Source organism: Enterococcus sp. (assembly GCF_032555305.1).
Taxonomy (GTDB): Bacteria; Bacillota; Bacilli; order Lactobacillales; family Enterococcaceae; genus Enterococcus_A.
The window spans coordinates 42,995-66,844 of record NZ_JAWGOQ010000006.1; the positions used below are offsets into that span (position 1 = coordinate 42,995).

The following is a 23,850-nucleotide window of genomic DNA, read 5'->3' on the forward strand; positions in this document are numbered from 1 at the left end:
AAATGTATCAGATTCTGACAGATTCATGTTGCGATTTGCCATATGAGTTACTAGAAGAAAACAACGTTGATTTCATTTCAATGTATGTTTCAATAGATGGAACGGAATTCGCTGATGATTTGGGTCGCAGTTTTAAGATCGCTGATTTTTATCAACAGATCAAAGACGGTGCGATGCCAACCACATCACAAGTCAATGTAGGGCGTTATGTGGAATTTTTCCGCAACTATGCAGAGAAGCATATTCCGATTTTGTATATTTGCTTCACCTCTGGGATGAGTGGTTCTTATCAGAGTGCGATGCAGGCTGTCGAGCTCTTAAAAGAGGATTTACCAGACGCTGAGGTCTATGTGGTAGATTCTTTAGCTGCCAGCGGCGGTGAGGGGCTGATGGTCTATGAAGCAGCTCAGAAGCAACAAGCGGGGATGTCGCTAGAAGATTTACATGATTGGTTAGAAGAAAACAAGCTGACTTATCATCACTGGGTGACTGTTGATGATTTGAATCATTTGCAACGCGGTGGACGTATCTCAAAAACCAGTGCTGCAATCGGTGGCTTAATGAATATCAAACCAATTATCACTGTCGATGTCGAAGGCAAGCTGCAAAATGTCGAGAAAATTCGAGGACGCAAAAAAGCCTTACAGCTAGTTGCTGACAAGATCAGCGAAGCGACGACTGACCCGGCAAATCAAACGATTTTTATCACTACTAGTGCCGATCAAGAAGGTGCTGAAGAGGTGAAACGCCACCTAGAGGAAAGCATTCATCCAAAAGAGGTTCGAATCTTTCCGTTGGGAACGACAATCGCCAGCCACACTGGTCTTGGCTGTATCGCGGTCTTTACACGCGGTGAAAAACGAAAATAAGTATTCAAAAAAACGAGGAAATCAAATCGATTTCCTCGTTTTTTATTGCTCTTTTTGCTGACTGAAGTCACGGATCAATTCAATCAGCTGCCCTCGGATTGTTGAATCTAAGATTTGCTCTCTTTGTACTAGAGAGATCATGAAGGTCGGCTGAGGTTCGTCAGTGATAGGGATTGTTACCAAATGATCATCAGGTGAAACCGCTAATTCGGCTAAAAAACCAATACCGATCTGTTCGCGGATCATTCCCTTCAAAATATTCAAATTACTGTTTTGATAAATGATCTGCGGTTCAAAATGGGCTTGTTGCGCCATTTTTTTGAAAGCGGTGGGATGAACGTAATGCTCATTCAAAAGGACAAACGGTTCTTCTTTCAGTTCAGAGAAGGCTAGCTCTTTTCGACTAGCCAATGGGTGGTCCGGACTAACGACAATCATAAATTTCTTTTCAATCAGAAGTTCGCTAATCAATTCATCATCACGGATCGGCTCTGTGGAACCTAATAGAGCAAGATCGATTTTTCCCCGGCGCAAAAGTCCGTAGAGATCTCGGGAGCCGCCATCTACCAAATGTATGTGTTGCATTAAATTATTTTTGAAAAGGTAAGAAGAGAGCTTTGGAAAATAGAAATTGCCAATGATTGGCGGCAATCCAAAATCTAAGGTTTCTTCCTTCAAACGATCGATTTCGGTAACAGCAATCGTTACTTCTTTTAAAATATTAGAGATGTGACGAGACAGAATCAGTCCAGATTGGGTGATAATTAATTGTTTGTGAGACTGATCACGGTAGACAAGCTCGGTCCCTAATTCATCTTCCAGCCGCTTGACTGCGTAAGTAATGGTCGGTTGACTGACATGAAAGGCATTTGCGACTTTCGTAAAATTCTTTTCACGGACTAAGCGTTGGAAATATTCTAGGTCTTTAAAGTTCATAATAATCTCCTCTTGTGAAATTAGACTATCATATAAATAAAATTTATCCTAAGCTTTTGTTTTGACTATAGTTTGTCTATGCGCGTATTCTCCTAAGTATACAAACAAGGGGGAAACGAAAATGAGAGGAAACGAAATTTTAACTAACCCATTTTTAAATAAAGGAACTGCTTTTACTAAAGAAGAACGGAAACAATATGGACTGACCGGAATGATGCCAGCTAAGGTTCAAACTTTGGAAGAACAAGCAGAACAAACGTATGGACAATATCAAAGTAAAACTACGAATTTAGAAAAACGGCTATTTTTAATGAATATTTTCAATACGAACCGGACGCTTTTTTACAAATTGATGGGTCAGCATGTCGTTGAATTCATGCCGATCGTGTATGATCCAACCGTAGCAGATTCAATTGAACAATACAACGAACTCTTTGTTGAACCGCAAGATGCTGTGTTCATCTCAATTGATGATCCAGAAAGCATCAAAGACAGCTTAAAAAATGCCGCTGCCGGCCGTGATATTCGCTTAATCGTCGTAACGGATGCAGAAGGTATTTTAGGAATCGGCGACTGGGGCGTTAATGGTGTGGATATTGCCATTGGTAAATTGATGGTTTATACAGCTGCTGCCGGGATCAATCCTACACAAGTCCTGCCAGTATCCATCGATGCCGGTACAAACAATCAAGAATTATTGAATGACCCATTGTACTTAGGAAATAAACATGAACGTATTTATGGTGACAAGTATTATGAAGTGATTGATCAATTTGTTGAAGCCGTTGAAGACTTATTCCCTGAAGTTTTGTTGCACTGGGAAGACTTTGGCCGTTCAAATGCTGCAAATATCTTAGAAAAATATCAAGACAAGATCACAACCTTTAATGATGACATTCAAGGAACAGGAATCGTCGTCTTGGCTGGTGTCTTAGGCGCTTTGAATATTTCACAGGAAGACTTAACAAAACAAACAATCATGACTTTTGGTGCCGGAACGGCTGGTGTTGGGATCGCCAACCAATTGCTAGATGAAATGAAACGTCAAGGGTTATCTGAAGAGGAAGCACGGAAACACTTTTACATGGTAGACAAACAAGGAGTCTTGTTTGAAGATACAGAAGACTTAACACCTGGTCAAAAAGACTTCGTCCGTCAACGCAGCGAATTTTCAAATGTGGATGAACTGACGAACTTGACGGCCGCTGTTAAAGCGATTCATCCGACGATTATTATCGGCACATCAACTCAACCGGGGGCGTTTACTGAAGAAATCGTGCGAGAATTGGCAGCCAATACCGAACGTCCGATCATTTTCCCATTATCAAATCCAACAAAATTAGCAGAAGCAACTGCGGAAGATCTAATTAAGTGGACAGATGGAAAAGCATTGATTGGAACAGGGATTCCAGCTGATGATGTGAAATACAATGGCGTGACTTATCAAATTGGTCAAGCGAACAATGCTTTGATGTATCCAGGTCTAGGTCTAGGAATTATTGCTTCGACAGCCAAACGTGTCAATGGTGAAGTGTTATCACAAGCTAGTCATGCATTGGGAGGAATCGTTGATACAAGCAAACCAGGGGCAGCAGTCCTACCACCTGTTTCGAAATTAACAGAATTCTCGCAAACAATTGCAGAAGTTGTTGTGAAAAGTGTTGTCGATCAAAAATTGAATAAAGAAGAAATCACAGACATCAAAAAAGCAGTAGAGGATATGAAATGGTATCCAGAATACCAACCGCTTGATGTTGATTAAGAGGATGTCAGTTCAACTTTTCGCAGGATACGTAATCAGAAGGGTATCTAGCAAGGCCGGTAAAATAATTGGTCAAGCACTTTAGTTGAATGATATACGGCGTTCGAATCGAATTAATTTTTTCTTTTGAAAAAATTATTACTTTAAAAACGAATAAGGAGGAAAAAAGATGATTTTCTTTCAATCGATCCAAAGTGTTTTAAGTATCATTATTATGATTGCTTTAGGATATATCTTGAAACGCCAAGGCTGGTTTGATGAAAGCTTTGGCAAAAGTGTTTCGTCACTGATCACACGAGTGGCGCTGCCAGCTTCTATCTTTGTCTCAGTGTTAAAAAATCTGACCAAAGAAAGCTTGTTCCAACTATCGGGCAGTTTGATCTACCCGGTTGGGGCAGTCATAATTTCTTATATCTTGGCCTATGTATTAGTTAAACTTTTGAAAATTCGTCCAGGACGTCGCGGAATCTTTATGAATGCCGTGGTAAATGCGAATACGATCTTCATTGGTTTGCCTTTGAATATTGCCTTGTTCGGCGAAAAAGCTTTGCCTTATTTCTTGGTTTACTATGTGACGAATACCGTTTCAACGTGGGCTTTTGGGGTCTTCTTGATTTCAAACGATGATCCAACCAAAGTTAAAGGCGAGAACAAAGCCAAGTTAAATTGGAAGAAACTATTGCCGCCACCATTACTAGGATTTATCGTAGCGATTATCTTTCTATTAGTAGGGATTCCTGTACCAGGCTTTATCAATGCAACGCTTGGGTATGTTGGCAGTATCGTTACTCCACTATCCTTGTTGTATATCGGAATTGTTTTGTATGATGCTGGTTTGAAGAGTATCCGTTTTGATCGTGATACAGTCGTTGCGTTATTAGGACGTTTTGTCCTAGCACCAGCTGTGTTGATCGCCTTGATTGCGCTTGGATCAAATGTTTTTGGGGCAAGCCTTGCACCGCTATTGAAACAAACCTTGATTGTTCAATCGGCTACACCGATGTTGGCGGTATTACCGATTTTAGCAAACGAAGCACACGGGGACGTTAAGTATGCGACAAACTTAGTCACGACAAGTACAATCTTGTTTGTAGTGGTCGTTCCGATCTTGATGCAACTCGTTCAATTTATTTAATTTGCATCCCAATCAAAAAAGCATTCGCGAATTGCGAATGCTTTTTCTTTTAATATAAATGACTTAATTGTTTCTGAACTTCTGGATTTTCCAAGAATTCATCATAGGTTGTTTCCGCACGGTCAACGACTCCATTTTCAGAAATAGCGATAATGCGGTTCGCAATCGTTTGGATGAACTGATGGTCATGAGAAGCGAATAAAAGCGAACCCTTATAAGCAATCAAGCCATCATTTAATGCTGAGATTGATTCTAGGTCTAAGTGATTGGTTGGATCATCCAAGACTAAGACGTTTGATTTCGATAGCATTAGTTTTGATAGCATACAACGGACTTTTTCCCCACCGGATAAAACATTGACTGGCTTCATCACTTCGTCACCAGAGAAAAGCATACGTCCTAAGAAGCTGCGCAAGAAGGTATTGTCGTCCTCTTCTTTGCTGGCGTATTGACGCAGCCAATCAAGGATCGGCATAGAGCTGTCAAACTCCTTCGTCGTGTCTTTTGGCAAGTAGGCCTGACTTGTTGTAACACCCCAGCGAATCGTGCCTGTATCAGGCTCTAGATCGCCCATAATGACCTTGAACAGTGTTGTCGTTACTAAGTCGTTTTCAGCGATGAAAGCCACCTTGTCGTCACGATTCAGCGTAAAGGAGATATTGTCTAAAACCTTCTTGCCATCGATCGTCACACTAACATTATCGACCTGCAGCAAGTCATTCCCGATTTCCCGTTCTGGTTTGAACTGTACAAATGGGTAACGACGGGACGAAGGCGGGATATCATCAAGCGTGATTTTATCCAACATTTTCTTCCGGGAAGTTGCTTGTTTTGATTTCGACGCGTTGGCGCTGAAACGAGCGATAAAGTCTTGCAGCTCTTTGATTTGTTCTTCTTTTTTGGCATTTTGTTGTGACTGTAATTTTGCTGCTAGTTGGCTTGATTCCAACCAGAAGTCGTAGTTTCCGACATACAATTTGATTTTACCGAAATCTAGGTCTGCCATGTGGGTACACACTTTGTTTAAGAAGTGGCGGTCATGGGATACGACGATCACGGTGTTGTCAAAGTTAATTAAGAATTCTTCCAACCAGTTGATTGATTGGATATCTAATCCATTCGTGGGCTCATCTAGTAAAAGAACATCGGGTTTGCCGAAGAGTGATTGAGCCAATAGGACTTTGATTTTTTGTCCGGCAGTCAGTTCACTCATCTTTTGCTGGTGCAAGTCTTCTGGAATATTCAATCCTTGCAATAGGACTGCTGCTTCGGGCTCAGCTTCCCAACCGTCTAGTTCGGCGAATTCGCCTTCCAGTTCTGCTGCGCGAATACCGTCTTCATCTGAAAAATCTTCCTTCATGTAAATGGCGTCTTTTTCCTGCATGACTTGGTATAAGCGTTCGTGGCCCATGATGACTGTTTCAAGAACGGTATATTCTTCATAGTCAAAATGATTTTGCTTCAAGACAGCCATTCGTTCGTTGGGACCTAAAGTAACGGAGCCAGTAGAAGGCTGGATATCGCCTGCTAAAATCTTAAGAAAGGTTGATTTGCCGGCACCATTTGCACCGATCAACCCGTAACAATTGCCGGGAGTGAATTTAATATTTACGTCATCAAAAAGTTTACGATCAGGAAACTGTAAACTAACGTCACTTACTGTAATCAATGATTTTCCTCGCTTTATCAGTATTGGCGCAAGGCCTCTTTGCATTATATCGGGGAACATCTGAAGTTTCAAGCTTCCTAAAGAATTTACTTAGGAATTAAAATAGGATAGACTTGGCAGTGAAGGGATGTGTCAGTATGATCGGGATAATTATCGCGACCCACGACCATTTAGCGGACAGTCTGTTAAAAACAGCTGAGTCCATTTTGGGTGAACAGAGCTGTGTGGAAACATTGAATATCGAACCCGGAGCTACAGGTCTGCAAGAAAAAATAGAGGATTTTGCTAAGGATTTATTAACGAAAGTTGATGAACTTGTTTGGCTGGTGGATATGTTTGGCGGGACGCCGTTTCGTTATGCCAGTTATTGCGTCGTGAACGATTCGCGACAGTCCTTAGTGACCGGAGTTAATTTGCCGATGGTTTTGCAAGCATTAGTAAATCGAGAGTTGCCGGTAGATGAATTGACGAAGCAATTGGAAGTAGAAGCGAAACAAACGATTCGCAGAATGTAAAAAAGGTTGTGCCCAAAATTTTGGGCGCAACCTTTTTGCTCTATTTCAAGAGTTCACGTAATGTTGGCATGTCGTGAACTTGATATTTTTCTTTGAAGGCATTGATTTGTTCTGCTGAGAATTTCTCAGGTTCTAATTCTAGAGCTTCCACTGGTAAAGGGCGTTCGTCTTTGATCTTCACATCGATCACGACAGGACGTTTGCTGGCTTTTGCCGCAGTGAAGGCAGGTTCTAGTTGACTGTATTCAGTGATCGTAAAGCCATCTGCACCAAGCGCTTCACCAACTTTGCCGAAGTCTGCTCCTTCTAGGAAAACGCCGAATTTTTGTTGTTCGGTATCTTCTTGTTCCGCTTCAATGAAGCCAAAGGCATTATTTGAGAAGACCACGTTGATGATCGGCAAATTGTATTTTACTTGTGTGATGATATCTTGCATTTGCATCGCAAAGCCACCGTCACCACTGAAGGTAAAGACTTGTTTGTCTGGATATGTCAATTGTGCGGCGATCCCGCCTGGAACGCCATTACCCATAGTAGCAAACCAGCCAGAAGTGGTGAATTGTTGTTCACCATTCATTTCCAAATGACGGATCGCATTCAGGGTAACATTGCCGACATCAGCAACATAAACAGCATCTTGTTCAGCGATGCGATTGACTTCTTTAAAGACTGGTTCAGCACGTAATGGTGTTGAATCGTCATTATAGAAGCTCTTACGCCAAGCATGCCAGTTACGGATATTTTCTTGGTTAGCCTTGAACCATGCATCAGCCGGGCGTGCTTTACCTAGTTCGACCCAGCGGCGAAGCGCAGTTGCGCCATCACCTAGAACGGATTGATCAACATTGTGACGACGACCAAATTTTGCAGCATCGATATCGACTTGGATGAATTTCGCGTCTGGATTGAAGAAATAGCGACCAAATGGGAAATCACTGCCGACAAAGACGATCAAATCAGCATCAGCTAACGCTTCATTCGCTGGTTTGGTGGCGACACGAGCAGCAAAGCCTAAGAAGTTTTCGTATAAATCAGGAATAATCCCTTTAGCTAAGACAGCGGCAGCAACAGGCATTGAAAAATGTTCTGAGAAAGCTTTGATTGCATCGAAGCCACCACGCACACCTTGCCCAATGTAAAGAACAGGTTGTTTCGCAGCTTCGATCAGAGGCAATGCTGCTTTCAAATCTGCTTCATCAGGAAGAACGACACCTGTTTTATGGTTTTTCGCAGTTGCGATTTCTGTTTCCTCGATTTCTGCAAAACCGAAATCAACCGGGATCGTAACAACAGCTACACCATTTTGTTGATAAGCAGTTTTGATGGCTTCATCAATTACGTGAGGTAAACTTTCTGGTGTCATGACTGTCCGATTATAAACACTGACATCCGCAAACATTGGATTTTCATTTAACTCTTGGAAAGAGTTGTAATTCATAGCGGTGGAAGCAACTTGCCCTAGTAAAGCTAAAACGGGTACATGATCCATTTGCGCATCATAAAGTCCATTGATCAAGTGACTGGCACCTGGTCCGGCTGAACCAAAGACAGCACCTACTTTACCAGTTAGTTTTGCATCCGCTGCAGCAGCTAGTGCACCGGCTTCTTCATGGCGGACTTGAATATATTTTACGGCTTCGCGTTCGTGATACAACGCATCCATCGTGGAGTTGAATGAACCGCCAGGAATCCCATAAATATGATCGATTCCCCAAGCTTCTAAAACGTTGATCATCGCAACGCCTGCATTAATTTTTGACATCTTCTTCACTCACTTTCTTTTTGTAAGTTCCTACCTGAAAAGTATAACGCGTCTTGAAAAAAGCATCAAAGAAAGTGTCTTCAAAGAAGTTTACAGGTATACCTAAAATATGATAAAGTGAATACGAATAAACGTTTTCAGGCAGCCATTTTAACTAAATCGTTTCGATTAAGTATTTTAGCTACATGAATGAAATTGGATGTAAGGTTAAGGATATACGTAGCAAGATAGATATATGAATAAAACAATAAGGAGGTTCTTATGATTGATTGGCTATTGAGCTTAGCCGCTTGGCAACAAGCATTAGTGGGAACACTGTTTACTTGGGGAATGACGGCACTAGGAGCCGCATTAGTTTTCTTCTTTAAAAATATCAACCGTAATGTACTGAATTTGATGTTGGGTTTTGCTTCTGGCGTGATGATCGCTGCTAGCTTTTGGTCGTTGCTGGATCCGGCGATTGCAGCGGCGGAGGAGAATGGTTCGATTCCCTGGTTAGTAGTAAGCATCGGTTTTGGTCTCGGCGGATTATTTCTTTATATCGCAGATAAAACGATCCCACACATGCACTTCGGTCCGAACAAAGAAAAAGAAGGATTTCCCAGCCATTTAAAACGAACGATTTTACTCGTATTTTCAATCACCCTGCATAATATTCCAGAAGGGTTGGCAGTTGGTGTCGCTTTTGGAGCAGCAAATGAAGCGGCAAATCCAGCAGCGGCAGTCTTAGCAGCAATTTCGGTATCATTAGGGATAGGGATTCAAAACTTTCCTGAGGGCGCAGCTGTTTCGATTCCTTTACGACAAGAAGGGTTGAGTCGAACGAGATCATTCCTGTATGGACAGGCATCAGGTCTGGTAGAACCGATCGCAGCTGTGATCGGAGCACTTTTAGTAACGAGTGTCCAGCCTTTGTTGCCATATGCGCTTTCTTTTGCGGCTGGAGCGATGATTTATGTTGTAGTGGAAGAATTGATCCCTGAAGCTCAGGCAACGACCGACAGTAAACATCATTTTGGCGTTTTTGGTGCCATGCTTGGTTTTATTATTATGATGATTTTGGATGTCGCTTTAGGATAAGAAAACCGTCGAAAGCTCAGCTTTCGACGGTTTTGTGTTTTAATAGGTTCTGCGGCCGCGACGTTTGGTCAACCATGTGACTAAGAAGTAAGCAATTGCTAATGGGATCGCGATTCTAAAGAATAAGCCGATCAGGCCTGAAAGAAGCGGGCCAACAATACTTAAAATCAAACTAGCAACTAAGAAAAAGCCGACAACAGCTAAAATTCGTACAACCATAGGATATTCTTTCATCATTTTAAATTCCTTCTTTCCATTTGTTTTAACTTAAACATAGTTTAGCAAAATATATTCTTGCTTACGTCCAACTTAAGACGTATTTATTGGCAAATTAGCGTATTTTTTGTTTAATAGGAGTCGGAGCAGCTAATTTTTTGTAAGCAACGAATGGAGTTAAGGAAAATGCCAAAGTCACGAATTGAAGCTTTTACAGATGCGGTCATCGCCATCATCATGACCCTGTTAGTGTTAGAATTACATGAGCCAAATGGTCCCACTTGGTCAGCTTTTTTACATATGGAACACAAATTTATCGTTTATCTGATCAGTTTTATCAGCTTAGCAATCTATTGGAATAATCATCATCACCTTTTTCAATTGGTTCGAAAAGTAGATGGCTGGGTCTTATGGGCCAATAACTTTTTGATTTTAATGATGACACTATTCCCATATGTTACTGCTTGGGTAGGGGATTATCCTTTCTCCTGGGCACCTCAAGCGTTGTATGGTTTGGTGACGCTGGGAACTGATTTTGCCTATTATCTGTTGGTTCGAGCATTAGTCAGAGCAAACGGAAAAGATTCAAAGATCGGCCAATTATTCAGACATTATCCAAAATTATATCTATCGATTGGTCTAGCGATTGTAGCGCTGATTTTAGGAAAATTGATTGCACCGATCGCTGTGTTGATCGTGAATACGCTGATTTTATTAATGTGGTTCATTCCGGAAAAATCTATTGAAAAAACCTTATGAAAGTGCAGCCAAGTGCTGTGCTTTTCATTTTTTTGTACATAGAAATGCTCTGTAAAATACCATAATAGCCAATTTTATTGAACGTTTTAAGCCAGTGAGATATTCGGGCACACCAAATAAACTAAGGCTCATGCTTATTTTTGCTCAGTTTACTCGTTTAAGGAACCTTCAAATCAACGCAAGACATCACTTCTTCTTTTTTTTCCTTCTCTTGGCTATTTCCTTATCTATTCTCCGTTTCTTACTTCTAGCTTCACGGTTTTGCTTGATTTCTTCTTCGGTTTTTCCGTAGCGCAAATAGGAGGAATCTATCTTTTGAGGACTTGTGCTAGATTTCTTGGCAGGTGGTTTCTCTGTTGTTTCGGGATTTGGCGCGGCAGAGCAGCCCTTTGCCTCGATTGGCGGAGCCGCTTGCGACAGTTGGTACATCGCTTCATTTTTATCCATGAGCTTCTCATAGGACAGGGTGTTTTTGCCTTCCTTGCTTGTAGCAGGCTTGTTTGGTTTTGGTGGTGTTTTACTACTATTATTAGAAGAAGCTGATTTTTCTTGCTTTTGAGTTGTTTGTGGTTCGTCTGTTTGTTTGACGTCTGAAGCTGGAACGGGCGCTTCTGCCTGTGGCACCTTGTAGCTCACGGTGATACTGGCTTTTGGGGTATAATATTCTATTAATTCTGCAAAGCGCCTTACGCCTTTCGTGGACTTGAAGATTGTCAACGTCGTCAAAATTTGCAATACACCCGCTGTTTCAGCGATCTGACTTTCTGAATCAACCGGGATTTCTTTCGTATCGCGCAATGTCCACGTATATTTTTTCCCGTCGGCATCTCTAAAAATGGCGACAGTATTGAATTTTTCACCGGATACTTGCGGTGTTCTACGGGTCTTTTTCTCTAGAAATTCATTATATAAACAAGATTCCTTGGTAAATGCATGGTATTCTGCTTCATTAAGAAATAACCGATCAATGACCGTCTGCCAGTCTTCTTTCAGAAACTTTTTGAAGTAGACGACATGGCGGCGCAGGGTATCATTGGGTTCAGCGGTCAGGAAAATTTGACGGATGAGGTCCGTTAACGACTCCAGAGCATAGTCTCCAGCACACAAAGCATCCCGCAAAAGAATCGTCACAAGGTACTCTACGACTTCTGCAGCATTGTTGGTTTGTTCAAAGTATTGGCTCACTCGTTTCATGAGATTGTCCTTTTTCATAAAAAACAACTGGCGGCCCTGTAGTGCTTTAACTAATTTCATCCTGATCATCCTTCCGCTTGTCAATAATTTTTATCAAATTTTCCTATAGTCCTTGTTAAGTAATCATTTGTAGAGATATCTTTCACAAATATGATAGCTCTAAATAACGAGTAAGTACATAGTTGGAGATAAACATTTTTATTTATTATTTTCTAAAAAATCTTTGGGTATAGTGTTTTTTGACTTTCTATTTGAACTCATCGGTTGAATTATATTGATTTAAAATAACTTGTTGTTAAATATTAGAACTTAAGAATGCATGAATGTACAGATTATTCTATTTTTTCAAATCTAGATTATCTGCCTAGCTAGATTGGTTGTTAAAAATATTGAAAAAATCACTTAAAACCAATTCTGAACAAACTAAATAAACTCTCCAGCAACTTTGAATCAGAACAACTCGCTGCTTGTATCTTTTTTCGGTAATGGCTACACTCATTTCTTTTTCTATGGTAGAGTTTAAGCAAACGTTTTGATGGAGGGTATTTATGCTAGAAGCAATCATTTTTGATATGGATGGTGTGTTAGTCGATTCAGAATATACGTATTTTCAGAGTAAGTCACAGATCTTAAAAGAAGCGGGACACGAAGTAGAAGAAAGCTATCATTTTCAATTTATGGGGACTACTAGTGAATATATGTGGGAGCAAATGAAGCAAGAATTTTCACTGCCTTTATCAGTGCAGGAGTATGTTCAGGAAATGACCGCTTTACGACAAGCGATGATCAAGCGAGATGGCGTTCGGGTGATTCCTCATGTCCAAGCTTTTGTGAAAAGACTGTCTGCAGCCGGGCTGAAGCTAGCGGTAGCATCTTCCTCGTCATTAGCAGAAATCAAAGTAAATCTAGCGGAAATCGGATTAGCTGAGTATTTTTCAGAAGTCGTCAGTACGGAAGAAGTGAAGCATTCAAAGCCTGCGCCAGATGTGTATTTGGCTGCGGCTGAGCGGATTGGTGTGAAGCCGGAAAATTGTTTAGGGATTGAGGATACAAAAAACGGTGCGGGTGCCGTTCATAATGCAGGAATGGTTTGTGTCGGTTTTGCGAATCCAGTGTTTCCGCCACAAGACCTAGCTGCTGCCGATAGAGTCGTATCTTCTTTTGCAGAACTAGATGGGGATTCACTAACTAAAATTTATCAGGAAGTGAGGGAATCGAATGCCTAGAGCAGCTATTTCCAGCAAAGCTTTTTTGATTGAAGGCGGCTGTAATGCTTGCGGAATGCAAAATACGGAGACGTTTACCATTCATTTTGAAGATCAACGATCTGCTGTGTTGGATCATTTTGATGTGCCTTCGCTCGTCCAAACGATTGCTCAAAAGAATGGTTGGCGCGAGACTGCGATTCCTGTTGGTATTGGTGAGGAAGAGATCGTCTTGAAGAGAGCAGATGCAGTTGTCAAACCAAGATTTCTTGGTGATCAAATTATCTATCAAGCAGGGGATCAGCGATTCCAAACAAAGCAACTGTTTGATGATAATAATGAATTGTTTGAACAGGTAAACAATATTTTAGTTCAATTGTTTAAAATCGAACCTTATGAGATCAGAATAGCGATTGATTAGATCCTAGAGAAATCTAGGATTTTTTTTGCGCAAAGCTTTATTATCATGAAAATAAGCTTTAGGATAGTGAGGGGAAAAATGAAACGAGGACTGATGATAGGGCTAGGTTTGCTTTTGTTTGCAGGCTGTTCCGATCAAACAAAAGAAGAAATCACAGTAACAACAAATGATCCTGTGGAGGTCAGCAAGATTTTAAAAGAGGACCAGACAGAAAACTCGCGCGAGAATTTTATTAACGAAACTTATTTGAAAGAATATTCAGTCACAATCAACCCACAGCAGTCTTTGTCGGCATTGTTACTTAACTATTCTTGGTTCAATGGTTCTCAAATCTTAACTTTTGATAGCGATTTGCAAATCACAGGCAGTCTATTTCAGGGTACCAAGGAGAAGCGGATGGATAGTGATTACGCCACCTATGAGATTCTTGATGATGCCACCCTTAAGATTCATATCATTGGAAATTATGGTCCTAATGTTATCCAGGATTATACGTATACGGTTAATAGGAGTGAAAAAGCGCTCCAACTGGAAGATTCGACGATTAACCTGCCAGATCGTGAGACACTGCAACCAGTTAAAAAGTTGATTGAAGCGAACGAAACAAATGATTGATCATCAATCAAAATAGCGGATTTCCAACAGACGGATCGAAAACAGATCCGTCTTTTTGAGCCGCATTTTTGCCTTTTCATGAAAACGTATTCTATGATGGAAAGATAATAAGAAAGGTGGATTATATGGAAAAACAGTTCGACAAACAATTTATTGGCGGAGAATGGAAACAAGGCAAGGACTCAGAGCATGTGAATGAGGATAAAAATCCCTACACGCAAGAGACGATCCTGAAGATCCAGGGGGCGAATACAGAGGATGTCGATGAAGCCTATCAAGCAGCCCAAAGAGCACAAAAAGAGTGGATGGATAAAACACCTCAAGAACGAAGTGAGGTCGTAAAAAAAGCGGCTTTGCTGATGGAAGAGAAGCAAGCGGAGATTACAGAATGGCTGATCAAAGAAGGGGGAGCCACGAAAATCAAGGCTGGGCTCGAAGTTAGTTTGGCAAAAGGAATCACTGAAGAGGCGGCTAGTTTTCCGATGCGGGTAGAAGGCAAACTTTTACCTACAAATACCCCAGGAGAAGAAAGCTTTGTGACGCATAGACCTGTTGGGGTGATCGGAATTATCAGTCCATGGAATTTTCCGTTTCACTTGACGATGCGCTCTCTGGCACCTGCAATTGCTGCAGGAAATGGAGTTGTCATTAAACCAGCTAGTGATAGCCCAGTAACCGGTGGACTTCTTCCTGCAAAGATTTTTGAAGAAGCAGGTGTTCCAAAAGGATTAGTTAATGTAACCGTCGGCAGCGGGAGTGAAATCGGGGATTATTTTGTGGCACATCCTATACCTGGTTTTATCTCCTTTACAGGTTCGACTCCAGTGGGGAAAAATATCGCTAGTCAAGCAATGAGCGGGAAGAAGATGAAACAGGTGGCTCTGGAATTAGGCGGGAATTCACCTTTTATTGTGTTAGATGATGCGAACATTGAAGAGGCAGCTCATGCGTTGATCGTCAGCAAATTCATGCACTCGGGACAAATCTGTATGGCAGCAAATCGAGCAATCGTGGTTGAAGCGGTATTTGATGAATTTGTCCATAAAGTAGTTGAACGCGTGAAAGAACTAGCTTCTGGCGATCCGTCTGATGAAAAAACAGTGGTTGGCCCTATCATCAATCAAAAACAAACGGAACAAATTCAAGAAATCATTCAACAGGCGAAAGATTCTGGAGCTGAGTTTTTGGTGGAGGGAACTATCAAGGGTCAAGTCGTTGAACCAGTCGTTTTGGTTTCAGAAGATCCTGCTCTAGAAATCTTCCATCAAGAAATCTTTGGACCGGTACTGCCAATCCTGAAATTGAAGGATACAGAAGCAGCGATCATAGCAGCTAATGATACGGAATACGGGTTATCCAGTGCTTTATTCACCAAAGACTTAGACAAGGGCAGAGCCTTAGCCAGTCGAATCGAGGCCGGAATGTGTCATATAAATGGACTAACTGTCGACGATCAACCGAATGCACCATTTGGCGGGGAGAAAAATTCTGGAATCGGACGCTTTAACGGTGAGTGGGTACTAGAAGAATTTACCAGAGTTCAGTGGGTGACAACTAAAGTGGGAAAAGGTCAGTATCCATTTTAGACACCAAGGAAGAAAAATAATCAGCTACAAGCGAAAGTGCTGAAGTGGAATTCATCCATTTCAGTGCTTTTTTTATAGCTAATCAAACTACACGCGCTGTTTGATCAGCAAAATCGGCAAAGTCTAGCTTACATAAAAAACAGACAAATAATGAGACTCTTGCTAAAATGAGGGATGTACAAGAGTACCAAGTTGCATAATAAGTAGTCAAAAACAGGAACGCAAGGATAGATTTTTGCTTTTGTATCAGCTTTCTCTATTTTTGCGGGTCTTTTTTTGTAAAAAAAAGAATTTGTAAGCACCAAGTTGCATAAAGAACACCGAACTATTTGGGAACAAAGAAGATGGAAATGTAAGCGTTTTTCGTCTAAATTGAAGATGTAAAGAGGGATGACAATGAATTTAGAAGAACGAACCAATCAAATTTTTGTTGCGTTAGTTAACAACCCGCAGATCACTAGTAAAGCATTGTGTGAGAAATTTGATTTAACACGCGGGCAATTGAATTACGCGTTGAAGAAAATCAATGATTCTTTATTGGATGAAAAGCTGAGTGAGATTAAACGAACCAAAAATGGTCACTTTCTGATCGCAAATGAGATTCTTTCAAATTATAAGGGTGGTGATGAGCAGCTCGGGGAGTCGACCGAAAGCTATGTCTTTTCCGGCAAAGAACGAGCAGCCATAATTGAATTGATGCTGTTAAGTAAAGAAGAGTATCTTTCGCTGAATCATTTTATCGATGATTTAAAAGTCAGCCGCAATACGGTGCTGCGAGATTTGAAGGAAGTCGATCATGAACTTCAGCAGCATGAACTGGCGTTAAAGTATACCCGCCAAAAGGGTTATTTCATTCAAGGAGATGAGTGGAATAAACGGAATCTTCTATCAGATTTATTAAACAATTTAGCAGTGATGTATAACGGTCTTAACGTCATTATGCAGTTTGCCAATCTCGATCCACAACAGATTAACATATTTCGTAAACGTGTAGAACTAGTAGAAGAAGAATTGGAAGTTCAATTTACTGATGAACGATTAAAAACGTTGCCTTTACTGATCATCTTGATAATTCGACGTGCGCAAAAAGGCAAGTTGATTTCCTACAGCTTTAAGATTAATTATCGGGAGCTAGCAGATACGAAGGAATATTTAGCTGCGGATCGAGTCATTTGGGATGTTGATGGTCTAAGTGAAAATGAACGTGTTTATGTAACGATGCTGCTATTGACGACAAATCTTTCAAGAGGCGATATTTTATCGGTGAAAGAGATCAATAAGATGAAGGAAGCTTTAGAGAAGGTTATTGCGAATTTTGAACGAATTGCCAGTGTCAGCTTAGAAGAAAAAGAAAAATTATTGGAGCGATTGTTGGTCCATATGCGTCCAGCCTATTATCGGATCAAATATCATTTGAATCTGCAGACTCGTTTTTATCAAGAAAATAAAGACGCAAATCTTTTTTCACTGTTTTACTTGGTTAAGGAAGCCAGCGGGCCATTGGAAACGTACTTTGGTCAACCCGTTCCAGATGCGGAATTGTTTTTCATCTCATTGTTTATTGGCAGCCACATCGTTGAAAGCTCAGAGATTGTTCATCCAGAAAATCGCAAACGAGCCATCATTGTGTGTCCAAATGGTATTTCGATTGCCGTGTTATTGGAAAACACATTAAAAAATTTGCTGCCAGAAATTGATTTTGTTACGTCGATGTCGGCCCGGGAATTTTATCGAACCGATTATGAAGTAGATTTCATTTTCTCGGCGGTTCCGTTAAAAACAGAGAAAAAAGTGTTCGTTGTAAACAACTTCTTATCCGAGCAGGAAAAGCGGCAGTTAAGAGAGCGTGTCTTACGGTCAACAGCGATCATCCAGACAGAGATCGTGACTCCTGAAAAAATCTTAACCGTTGTAAAAAAACACGCGAAGATTTTGGATGAAGCGAGTTTGTATGAAGAATTACTGAATTTATTTGCACCGAAGGAATCCAAAATTCTAGAAAAGAAACGGCCGCATTTGATTGATCTGTTGAAAGGCGAGACGATTCAGATCTTCGAGGATGCGATCAGCTGGGCAGATGTTTTAGATGCATTGGCAAAACCTTTGGAACAACAGCAAGTGATAACACCAGCCTATATCCAAGCTTTGAAAAAGGAAATGCCTATATTACCAGCTTACACGGTTTTACGGCATAAAATCGCTTTACCTCACACTGTGACAGAGGCAGGTGCAATTGGTGTTGGGATTAGCTTGGGATTAGTAAAAAAAGGTATTTTAACGGAAGATGGAAGAAAAATCCATACGGTCATTTTATTAGGTTCCAATGATAAAGAAGAGCATTTGGATTTAATATTTGAAATGATGAGTTTAGCCGGTGCAGATGAATTGACACAATTAGAAAAAGCAACAACAAAGGAAGAGATTCGGGAGTCGTTGATTCGTTTCAACGATGAGTATTGGAGGGCAAAATAATGGCAGAAACGACACTTAGTTCCTATGTGAAAGAACCATTAGTTTTCGCACAAGAGAACTTCACGTCACAGGAGGAATTGTTTGAACAAGTGTATCAGAAAGCATTAGACCTAGGTTGGGTGCGAGAAGATTTTATGGAACGGATTATGAAACGGGAAAAAGAATTTCCGACGGGAATCCAATTAATGAATTTTGGTGCGGCGATCCCGCATACAGATGCTGAATGTGTGTTAGAGGAGTTTGTGGCAGTGATTACGATGCAGGAACCTGTGGCATTTCACAGTATGGAAGACAATACCAAGCAGGTAAAAGCACAAATCATTTTTGTTTTAGGATTGAATCAACCTCACGCACAGCTAGAAATGCTGCAATCATTGATGGGGCTTTTACAAAATGAGACCATTTTATCTGAACTATTGTTAGCCACCAGCGAGAATGAGTTAGTCACAGCGATCCAAAAAAATCACTTATAAAAGAATAGGTGCCAGTTCCACTTTTCGCAGATGGACAGTGGAAAGAACGTCTATAAAAAAGTAAATACATTAATAGGAAAAAGGAGAAAACATTATGAAAACAATTCGTGTATTAGTAGCATGTGGAGCAGGAATCGCAACATCAACGGTAGTGATGAAAAAAGTCGAGGATTTATTTGCCAGAAATGAGATGCCAGTGGAAATCACGCAAATTAAAATTGCTGAAGCAGCCGGAAAACAAGATGAAGCCGATATGCTGATCTCAACAACGATGCTGCCAACACAATACAAAATTCCAGCAATTACAGCGATGGCCTTCTTGACAGGAATAGGAATGGAAAAAGTTGAGAATCAAATCATCGAGGCAGCTAAGGGAATTCAATAATTTTAACTACATGTATGTCAATTCCGCGTTTGCGGAATGATGTACATGGCGCGAATCTGATTTATTTTTAAGTTCAAAAATAAATACATCAAAACAAATTAGGAGGAATAAGTGAATGGATGGCTTAATGGATGTGGTACAGAGTATTTTAGGTGCAGGCCCGAGTGTCATGCTCCCTATCATCATTTTCATTGTCGGAATTATCTTTAGAGTTCCAGTAAAGAAAGCAATTATTTCAGGAATTACAGTTGGTATCGGAATGATTGGGATCAACTTGGTCATCACGGTACTGACCACAAATGTAGGTCCAGCAGCGCAAGCGATGGTAGAGCGGTTCGGTCTGAACTTGACGATCATCGATGCAGGCTGGCCAGCAGTCTCAGCCGGGACTTGGGCGCAACCAATCGCGGCTGTGATGATTCCAGTGATCTTGATCGTGAATTTAATTATGCTGGCATTAAATCGAACAAAAACACTGAACATTGACATCTGGAACTACTGGCATGTTAGTTCTGTGGCAGCAACTGGTTATATTGTAACAAAAAGTTTTTTCTTTGGCATCCTATGTGGAATTTTGTTTACGATCATTATTCAAATTATTGCTGATAAAACAGCACCAAAAGTTCAAGAATATTATGGCTTAGAAGGAATCAGTATCACGACTGGTTCGGCGCAAGGCTATGCGGTTTTAGCATTGCCGGTTGGGTGGTTAGTTGATAAGATTCCCGGTATCAATAAATTAGACGTTAAACCAGAAACGATTCAAAAACGCTTTGGTATTTTCGGTGAACCAATGATTATGGGGATTATCATCAGGATGTTCCTGGGCTTGCTAGGAGGCTACGATTTTATCGGCATTCTGCAAATCGGAATGAACATGGGCGGTGTGATGTTCTTGATGCCGCGAATGGTAAAAATCTTGATGGAAGGGCTGATCCCGATTCAAGAAGGCGCGCAAAAATTGCTGCAAAGCCGTTATGGCGATCGCGAAATCTACTTAGGAATGGATGCAGCGTTAGCTACAGGCTCACCAGCAGCTTTGTCAACGGGGCTTTTGATGGTACCGATCACCTTATTCTTGGCAGTTATCTTACCGGGAAACCGTGTACTGCCATTTGGTGACTTAGCCACGATCCCATTCTTCGCGGCCTTAGTCGTTCCAAGTCGTAAAGGAAATATCTTGCACTCAGTAATTTCATTGACAGTCGTAATGGCAGTAGCTCTATTAATGGCGACGAATTTCGCACCAGTCATTACCGAAATGGCGCAAGGAATCGTGAAATTCCCAGATGGTGCAGCAGAAATCACGAACTTAGATACTGGCGGAAACTTCTTGAAATGGATCTTCTTGAAATTATCAGAACTAGTTGCACAAGTGATGTAGGAGGCTTATATAAATGAGTAAAACGATGAAGGGTGTCTCTAAGCAGGCGCCTGGTTATGATCAAATGGAATTTATCGACTTGCCCGTACCTGAAGCAGTCGATAACAAGGTATTAATCAAAGTAGCCTATACCGGTATTTGCGGTTCAGACATCCATACCTTTAAGGGCGAATATAAAAATCCAACTACCCCAGTCGTACTTGGTCATGAATTTTCTGGGCAAGTCGTTGAAGTAGGAGAGAATGTCACAAAGGTCAAAGTTGGTGATCGTGTAACGAGTGAGACGACGTTTTATGTCTGCGGCGAATGCGACTATTGCAAAGAAAAACAATACAATCTATGTCCGCATCGAAAAGGTATTGGGACCCAGCAAAATGGTTCAATGGCGAATTATGTATTGGCTCGTGAAGAAAGCATCCATTTACTGCCAGATTCTTTAAGCTATGAAGGCGCGGCGATGAGTGAACCTTTAGCCTGCTGTGTGCATGCGATGTATCAAAAGAGTCACTTAGAATTAAAGGATACGATCATTATCATGGGTCCTGGGCCGATCGGATTGTATTTATTACAGATCGCAAAAGAAATCGGAGCTTTTGTTATTATGACCGGCATCACGAAAGATGCCCATCGTTTGGCATTAGCGAAAAAGCTTGGTGCTGATGTGATCGTCGATACGATGACTGAAGACTTAGCTAAGGTTGTTAATGAAGTGACAAATGGCTATGGTGTCGATAAAGTCTATGATGCTTCGGGTGCGGTGCCGGCAGTCAACGCAAGCCTGCCGCTGATCTGTAAACAAGGACAATTCATTCAAGTGGGTCTGTTCGCCAATAAAATGGTGGATCTTGATACAGAATCGATCATTCAACGGGAGATCGAATACATCGGTAGTCGTTCGCAAAATCCCTATGATTGGCCAATCGCGATCCATCTACTGGCGAAAGGTGCCATCAATATTGATGAGATGATTACGAAGAAATATCCGCTGACGCAATGGCGGGAAGCCTTCGATAAGGTGATGGAAGGCAATGAGATCAAAGTCATGATCGAATCTAACCCCGGAGAATTTTAATTAAGTTGAAGAAGTTGTACCAGCATTATTGGTACAGCTTTTTTGGTGCCTATTTTTGAATAAAAATCATACGGGACATTTTCTTTAGATCGAGGAAATCGTTATTTAAAATACCGCAAAAAAAGAAACCGTTTACTATCTTTCCTGTTCAAGCTAGACTTAAGGATAAACTGAAGTCGGGAGGAAACGAAATGGATCTTGATAATCGAAGTGTTCAGATTCTACAATCTGTCGCATCTACGGTGAAAATTTCATCTAAAGAAATCATGGAAAAGTACGATTTAACGCGTAATCAGTTGGATTATGCCATAAAAAAAATTAACGATTACCTAGATGAAAACAACTATCGAAAGATCATCCGATCACGCAATGGTAGTTTTGTAGTAGATATAAAGGTGGTGGATGCTTTTTCAGGAATCATGAATAATGAAAGTCGGTTGAAAGCAGACGAAAACAGCTTTTTAGATGAGGACCATCGTCTCCTAGTTATTTTATTATTGATTTTTTCCGCAGACTATCTTTCGTTGTATCATTTTTCAGAGAGTCTAGAGGTTAGTAAGAATACAATTGTTTCGGATATCAAAAAATTAAAAACGCGATTGAAGAGACATAAGCTGACGATCGATTATTCAAGAAAGGGCGGCTACTATTTCCGGGGAGATGAAGAAACGATCCGAGGATTGATTCTTGTCGTGACGGATCAAGTGATGGACTCTATCTATAATCGAATCATTTTTGAAAAGTATCTAACGATTCAATCGGCGGAAATTGATGCCCAACGCCAAATGCTGCGTTTGGTTGAGGAAGAGCTGCAGGTTCAATATACAGATAATCGAATCCAAACGGCTCCTTATTTTTTGGTTCTGTTGGATCGTCGAGTAAAAAATGGTCATACGATTGAGCAGCGTTTTGGTTTGTTGGCTAAAGAAATTATGGATACCAATGAATATGCTGCAATTGTCAAAGTATTGGCAGGCTTGATAATGTTGCCGAAATCCTATACGGAACATCTTTATCTTTGTCTATATATTCTCTCTCTAAAAATCACTGATCTAAGCAATATTTTTTCTCTCAACAAGGAAGCCTTACGAAAGCATATTGAACAATTTATCGCTATGCTTGAGAAAAATACGATCATTCAACTGAATGACAAGACCCAGTTAATCGAGAATCTGGCACTTCATTTGACACCAGCATATTATCGAATTCGCTATGGTTTGACTTCTGACTATACGCTGACAGACATTGTCAAGAATCAATTAGATCCCTTGTTCTTTATTGTGAAATCATCGATTGCTCCATTAGAAGAATTTTTTGAAGAACGGATACCGAACGATGAGATTTATTTGATCACCATGTTCATTGGTGCTTATATGCAGAAGGAAAAGCCAATCAATTTAGATCATACGATCGTTAAGGCAGCAGTGGTTTGTCCGAATGGGATCATCAGCTCAAAGCTTCTTGAAAAAACATTAGATAACTGGTTTCCCATGATCCACTTTGTCAGCTCCTTTTCGATCCGAGAATTCTATGAAAAAGAAGACAGTTTAGACGTTCAGCTGATTTTTTCAACCAATCCCTTGAACACAAATTTACCGGTAATTGTTGTGGGAAATGATTTGTCCGCGATGAATAAGACCTTGATCGTCAATGAAGTCATTCAGCTGATCTATAAAATCGACAGCTATAAGTTACAGCCAGATCATATTCTGTCGATCGTCAAAAAACACCTGCCTATGAATGCTGAAACAGAAGGGAAAATTCGTAAAGAGTTGATGATTTCCTACAATTCGATTTTCCAAATTCAAGATCAAGAGATTTTGACCAATGAAACTAAGCTGAACTTAAGTGATCTGATCACAAAGGAAAGTATTATCATCTTGGAGGATGGCTTGAGTTGGTCAGAGGTTTTACGTGCGACGACCAAGAACTTGATTGATCGGAAAATCGTTGAGACTAGTTACTTGAGGCATTTAGAAGAACAATTTCCTGAGGTCACGCCGAGTATTTTACTGGGAAACCAAATCGTCATTCCCCATACGGTTCCTGAAAACGGAGCCCGCGAATTAGGGATGTGCTTGGCGAAGGTGAATCGAGGATTTTCCAGTCGAGATCAAATCTATCACTATGTCGTAGTTATATCAGCGATCGATAAGAAAATGCATATTCAGCCCATGATGCAGCTGCTTAAAATCGCTAGCGATGCTAAAGTGATTCAGCGTTTGGATCAGGCACAGGATAAAGAATCACTCTTGGAAATTATCCAAGAATATAAAAAATAATCCGTCTTTCGGCTCATTTCTTTTAGGAAGTGAGCCCTTTTTTATCTGGCTGTAGCTG

21 protein-coding genes are annotated in these 23,850 nt (G+C 40.8%); 16 read left to right on the top strand and 5 right to left on the bottom strand.

What is annotated here, in order from left to right; genetic code table 11:
• Positions 1-2 precede the first annotated feature (2 nt).
• The gene (locus E6139_RS06375; RefSeq protein WP_316402222.1) at positions 3-869 is read left to right on the top strand and encodes a DegV family protein; all 867 of its coding nucleotides are present in this window, start codon (positions 3-5) and stop codon (positions 867-869) included.
• 42 nt (positions 870-911) lie between these two features.
• Here the strand turns inward: E6139_RS06375 and E6139_RS06380 are convergent, their stop codons facing one another.
• Complete coding sequence (locus tag E6139_RS06380) at positions 912-1,805, bottom strand: LysR family transcriptional regulator (RefSeq protein ID WP_316402223.1); 894 nt, start codon at positions 1,803-1,805, stop codon at positions 912-914.
• A gap of 67 nt (positions 1,806-1,872) precedes the next feature.
• Here E6139_RS06380 and E6139_RS06385 point away from each other — a divergent pair, with 67 nt between their 5' ends.
• Both E6139_RS06385 and E6139_RS06390 read left to right on the top strand, forming a co-directional pair.
• Positions 1,873-3,567, top strand: a complete 1,695-nt coding sequence (locus tag E6139_RS06385) for a malolactic enzyme (RefSeq protein ID WP_410470513.1) — start codon at positions 1,873-1,875, stop codon at positions 3,565-3,567.
• Positions 3,568-3,736: 169 nt separating this feature from the next.
• Entirely contained in the window at positions 3,737-4,702 is a 966-nt protein-coding gene (locus tag E6139_RS06390; protein WP_316402225.1) for an AEC family transporter, read from the top strand.
• A gap of 49 nt (positions 4,703-4,751) precedes the next feature.
• Here E6139_RS06390 and E6139_RS06395 read toward each other — a convergent pair whose 3' ends face one another.
• A complete protein-coding gene (locus E6139_RS06395) occupies positions 4,752-6,371 on the bottom strand; it encodes an ABC-F family ATP-binding cassette domain-containing protein (RefSeq protein ID WP_316402226.1) in 1,620 nt (539 codons plus the stop codon).
• A gap of 137 nt (positions 6,372-6,508) precedes the next feature.
• Here E6139_RS06395 and E6139_RS06400 point away from each other — a divergent pair, with 137 nt between their 5' ends.
• The gene (locus E6139_RS06400; protein WP_316402227.1) at positions 6,509-6,886 is read left to right on the top strand and encodes a PTS mannose/fructose/sorbose family IIA subunit; all 378 of its coding nucleotides are present in this window, start codon (positions 6,509-6,511) and stop codon (positions 6,884-6,886) included.
• A 40-nt stretch (positions 6,887-6,926) separates the two neighbouring features.
• Here the strand turns inward: E6139_RS06400 and spxB are convergent, their stop codons facing one another.
• On the bottom strand, positions 6,927-8,648 hold the full coding sequence (gene spxB / locus E6139_RS06405; RefSeq protein WP_316402228.1) for a pyruvate oxidase: 1,722 nt from the start codon (positions 8,646-8,648) through the stop codon (positions 6,927-6,929).
• Positions 8,649-8,909: 261 nt separating this feature from the next.
• Between spxB and E6139_RS06410 the strand changes: the two genes are divergently transcribed.
• The gene (locus E6139_RS06410) at positions 8,910-9,728 is read left to right on the top strand and encodes a ZIP family metal transporter (protein ID WP_316402229.1); all 819 of its coding nucleotides are present in this window, start codon (positions 8,910-8,912) and stop codon (positions 9,726-9,728) included.
• Between the two features lie 39 nt (positions 9,729-9,767).
• Here the strand turns inward: E6139_RS06410 and E6139_RS06415 are convergent, their stop codons facing one another.
• Complete coding sequence (locus tag E6139_RS06415; RefSeq protein WP_316402230.1) at positions 9,768-9,965, bottom strand: hypothetical protein; 198 nt, start codon at positions 9,963-9,965, stop codon at positions 9,768-9,770.
• Between the two features lie 165 nt (positions 9,966-10,130).
• Here E6139_RS06415 and E6139_RS06420 point away from each other — a divergent pair, with 165 nt between their 5' ends.
• Positions 10,131-10,703, top strand: a complete 573-nt coding sequence (locus E6139_RS06420; protein ID WP_316402231.1) for a TMEM175 family protein — start codon at positions 10,131-10,133, stop codon at positions 10,701-10,703.
• A gap of 186 nt (positions 10,704-10,889) precedes the next feature.
• Here the strand turns inward: E6139_RS06420 and E6139_RS06425 are convergent, their stop codons facing one another.
• Positions 10,890-11,957 (bottom strand): hypothetical protein, encoded by a 1,068-nt coding sequence (locus E6139_RS06425; protein WP_316402232.1) that lies wholly within the window; start codon positions 11,955-11,957, stop codon positions 10,890-10,892.
• 488 nt (positions 11,958-12,445) lie between these two features.
• On the opposite strand from E6139_RS06425, the gene E6139_RS06430 reads away from it, so the two are divergent.
• The 10 genes from E6139_RS06430 to E6139_RS06475 all read left to right on the top strand — a co-directional run bounded on the left by E6139_RS06430 (position 12,446) and on the right by E6139_RS06475 (position 23,792).
• Positions 12,446-13,123, top strand: coding sequence for an HAD family hydrolase (locus E6139_RS06430; RefSeq protein ID WP_316402233.1), 678 nt, complete (start codon positions 12,446-12,448; stop codon positions 13,121-13,123).
• Complete coding sequence (locus E6139_RS06435) at positions 13,116-13,523, top strand: DUF4809 family protein (RefSeq protein ID WP_316402234.1); 408 nt, start codon at positions 13,116-13,118, stop codon at positions 13,521-13,523. The genes E6139_RS06430 and E6139_RS06435 overlap by 8 nt, the downstream gene beginning before the upstream one ends.
• Positions 13,524-13,601: 78 nt before the next feature.
• Complete coding sequence (locus E6139_RS06440) at positions 13,602-14,138, top strand: hypothetical protein (protein WP_316402235.1); 537 nt, start codon at positions 13,602-13,604, stop codon at positions 14,136-14,138.
• 125 nt (positions 14,139-14,263) lie between these two features.
• Positions 14,264-15,724, top strand: coding sequence for an aldehyde dehydrogenase family protein (locus tag E6139_RS06445; RefSeq protein WP_316402236.1), 1,461 nt, complete (start codon positions 14,264-14,266; stop codon positions 15,722-15,724).
• A gap of 396 nt (positions 15,725-16,120) precedes the next feature.
• Entirely contained in the window at positions 16,121-18,196 is a 2,076-nt protein-coding gene (locus E6139_RS06450; protein WP_316402237.1) for a BglG family transcription antiterminator, read from the top strand.
• Positions 18,196-18,669, top strand: coding sequence for a PTS sugar transporter subunit IIA (locus E6139_RS06455; protein WP_316402238.1), 474 nt, complete (start codon positions 18,196-18,198; stop codon positions 18,667-18,669). The genes E6139_RS06450 and E6139_RS06455 overlap by 1 nt, the downstream gene beginning before the upstream one ends.
• A 94-nt stretch (positions 18,670-18,763) precedes the next feature.
• Positions 18,764-19,054 carry a PTS sugar transporter subunit IIB gene (locus E6139_RS06460; protein WP_316402239.1) on the top strand — a complete coding sequence of 97 codons (291 nt, stop codon included), beginning with the start codon at positions 18,764-18,766 and terminating at the stop codon, positions 19,052-19,054.
• Between the two features lie 115 nt (positions 19,055-19,169).
• On the top strand, positions 19,170-20,438 hold the full coding sequence (locus E6139_RS06465; protein ID WP_316402240.1) for a PTS galactitol transporter subunit IIC: 1,269 nt from the start codon (positions 19,170-19,172) through the stop codon (positions 20,436-20,438).
• Between the two features lie 13 nt (positions 20,439-20,451).
• The gene (locus E6139_RS06470; protein WP_316402241.1) at positions 20,452-21,510 is read left to right on the top strand and encodes a zinc-binding dehydrogenase; all 1,059 of its coding nucleotides are present in this window, start codon (positions 20,452-20,454) and stop codon (positions 21,508-21,510) included.
• Between the two features lie 191 nt (positions 21,511-21,701).
• Positions 21,702-23,792, top strand: a complete 2,091-nt coding sequence (locus E6139_RS06475) for a BglG family transcription antiterminator (protein WP_316402242.1) — start codon at positions 21,702-21,704, stop codon at positions 23,790-23,792.
• Positions 23,793-23,850 lie beyond the last annotated feature (58 nt).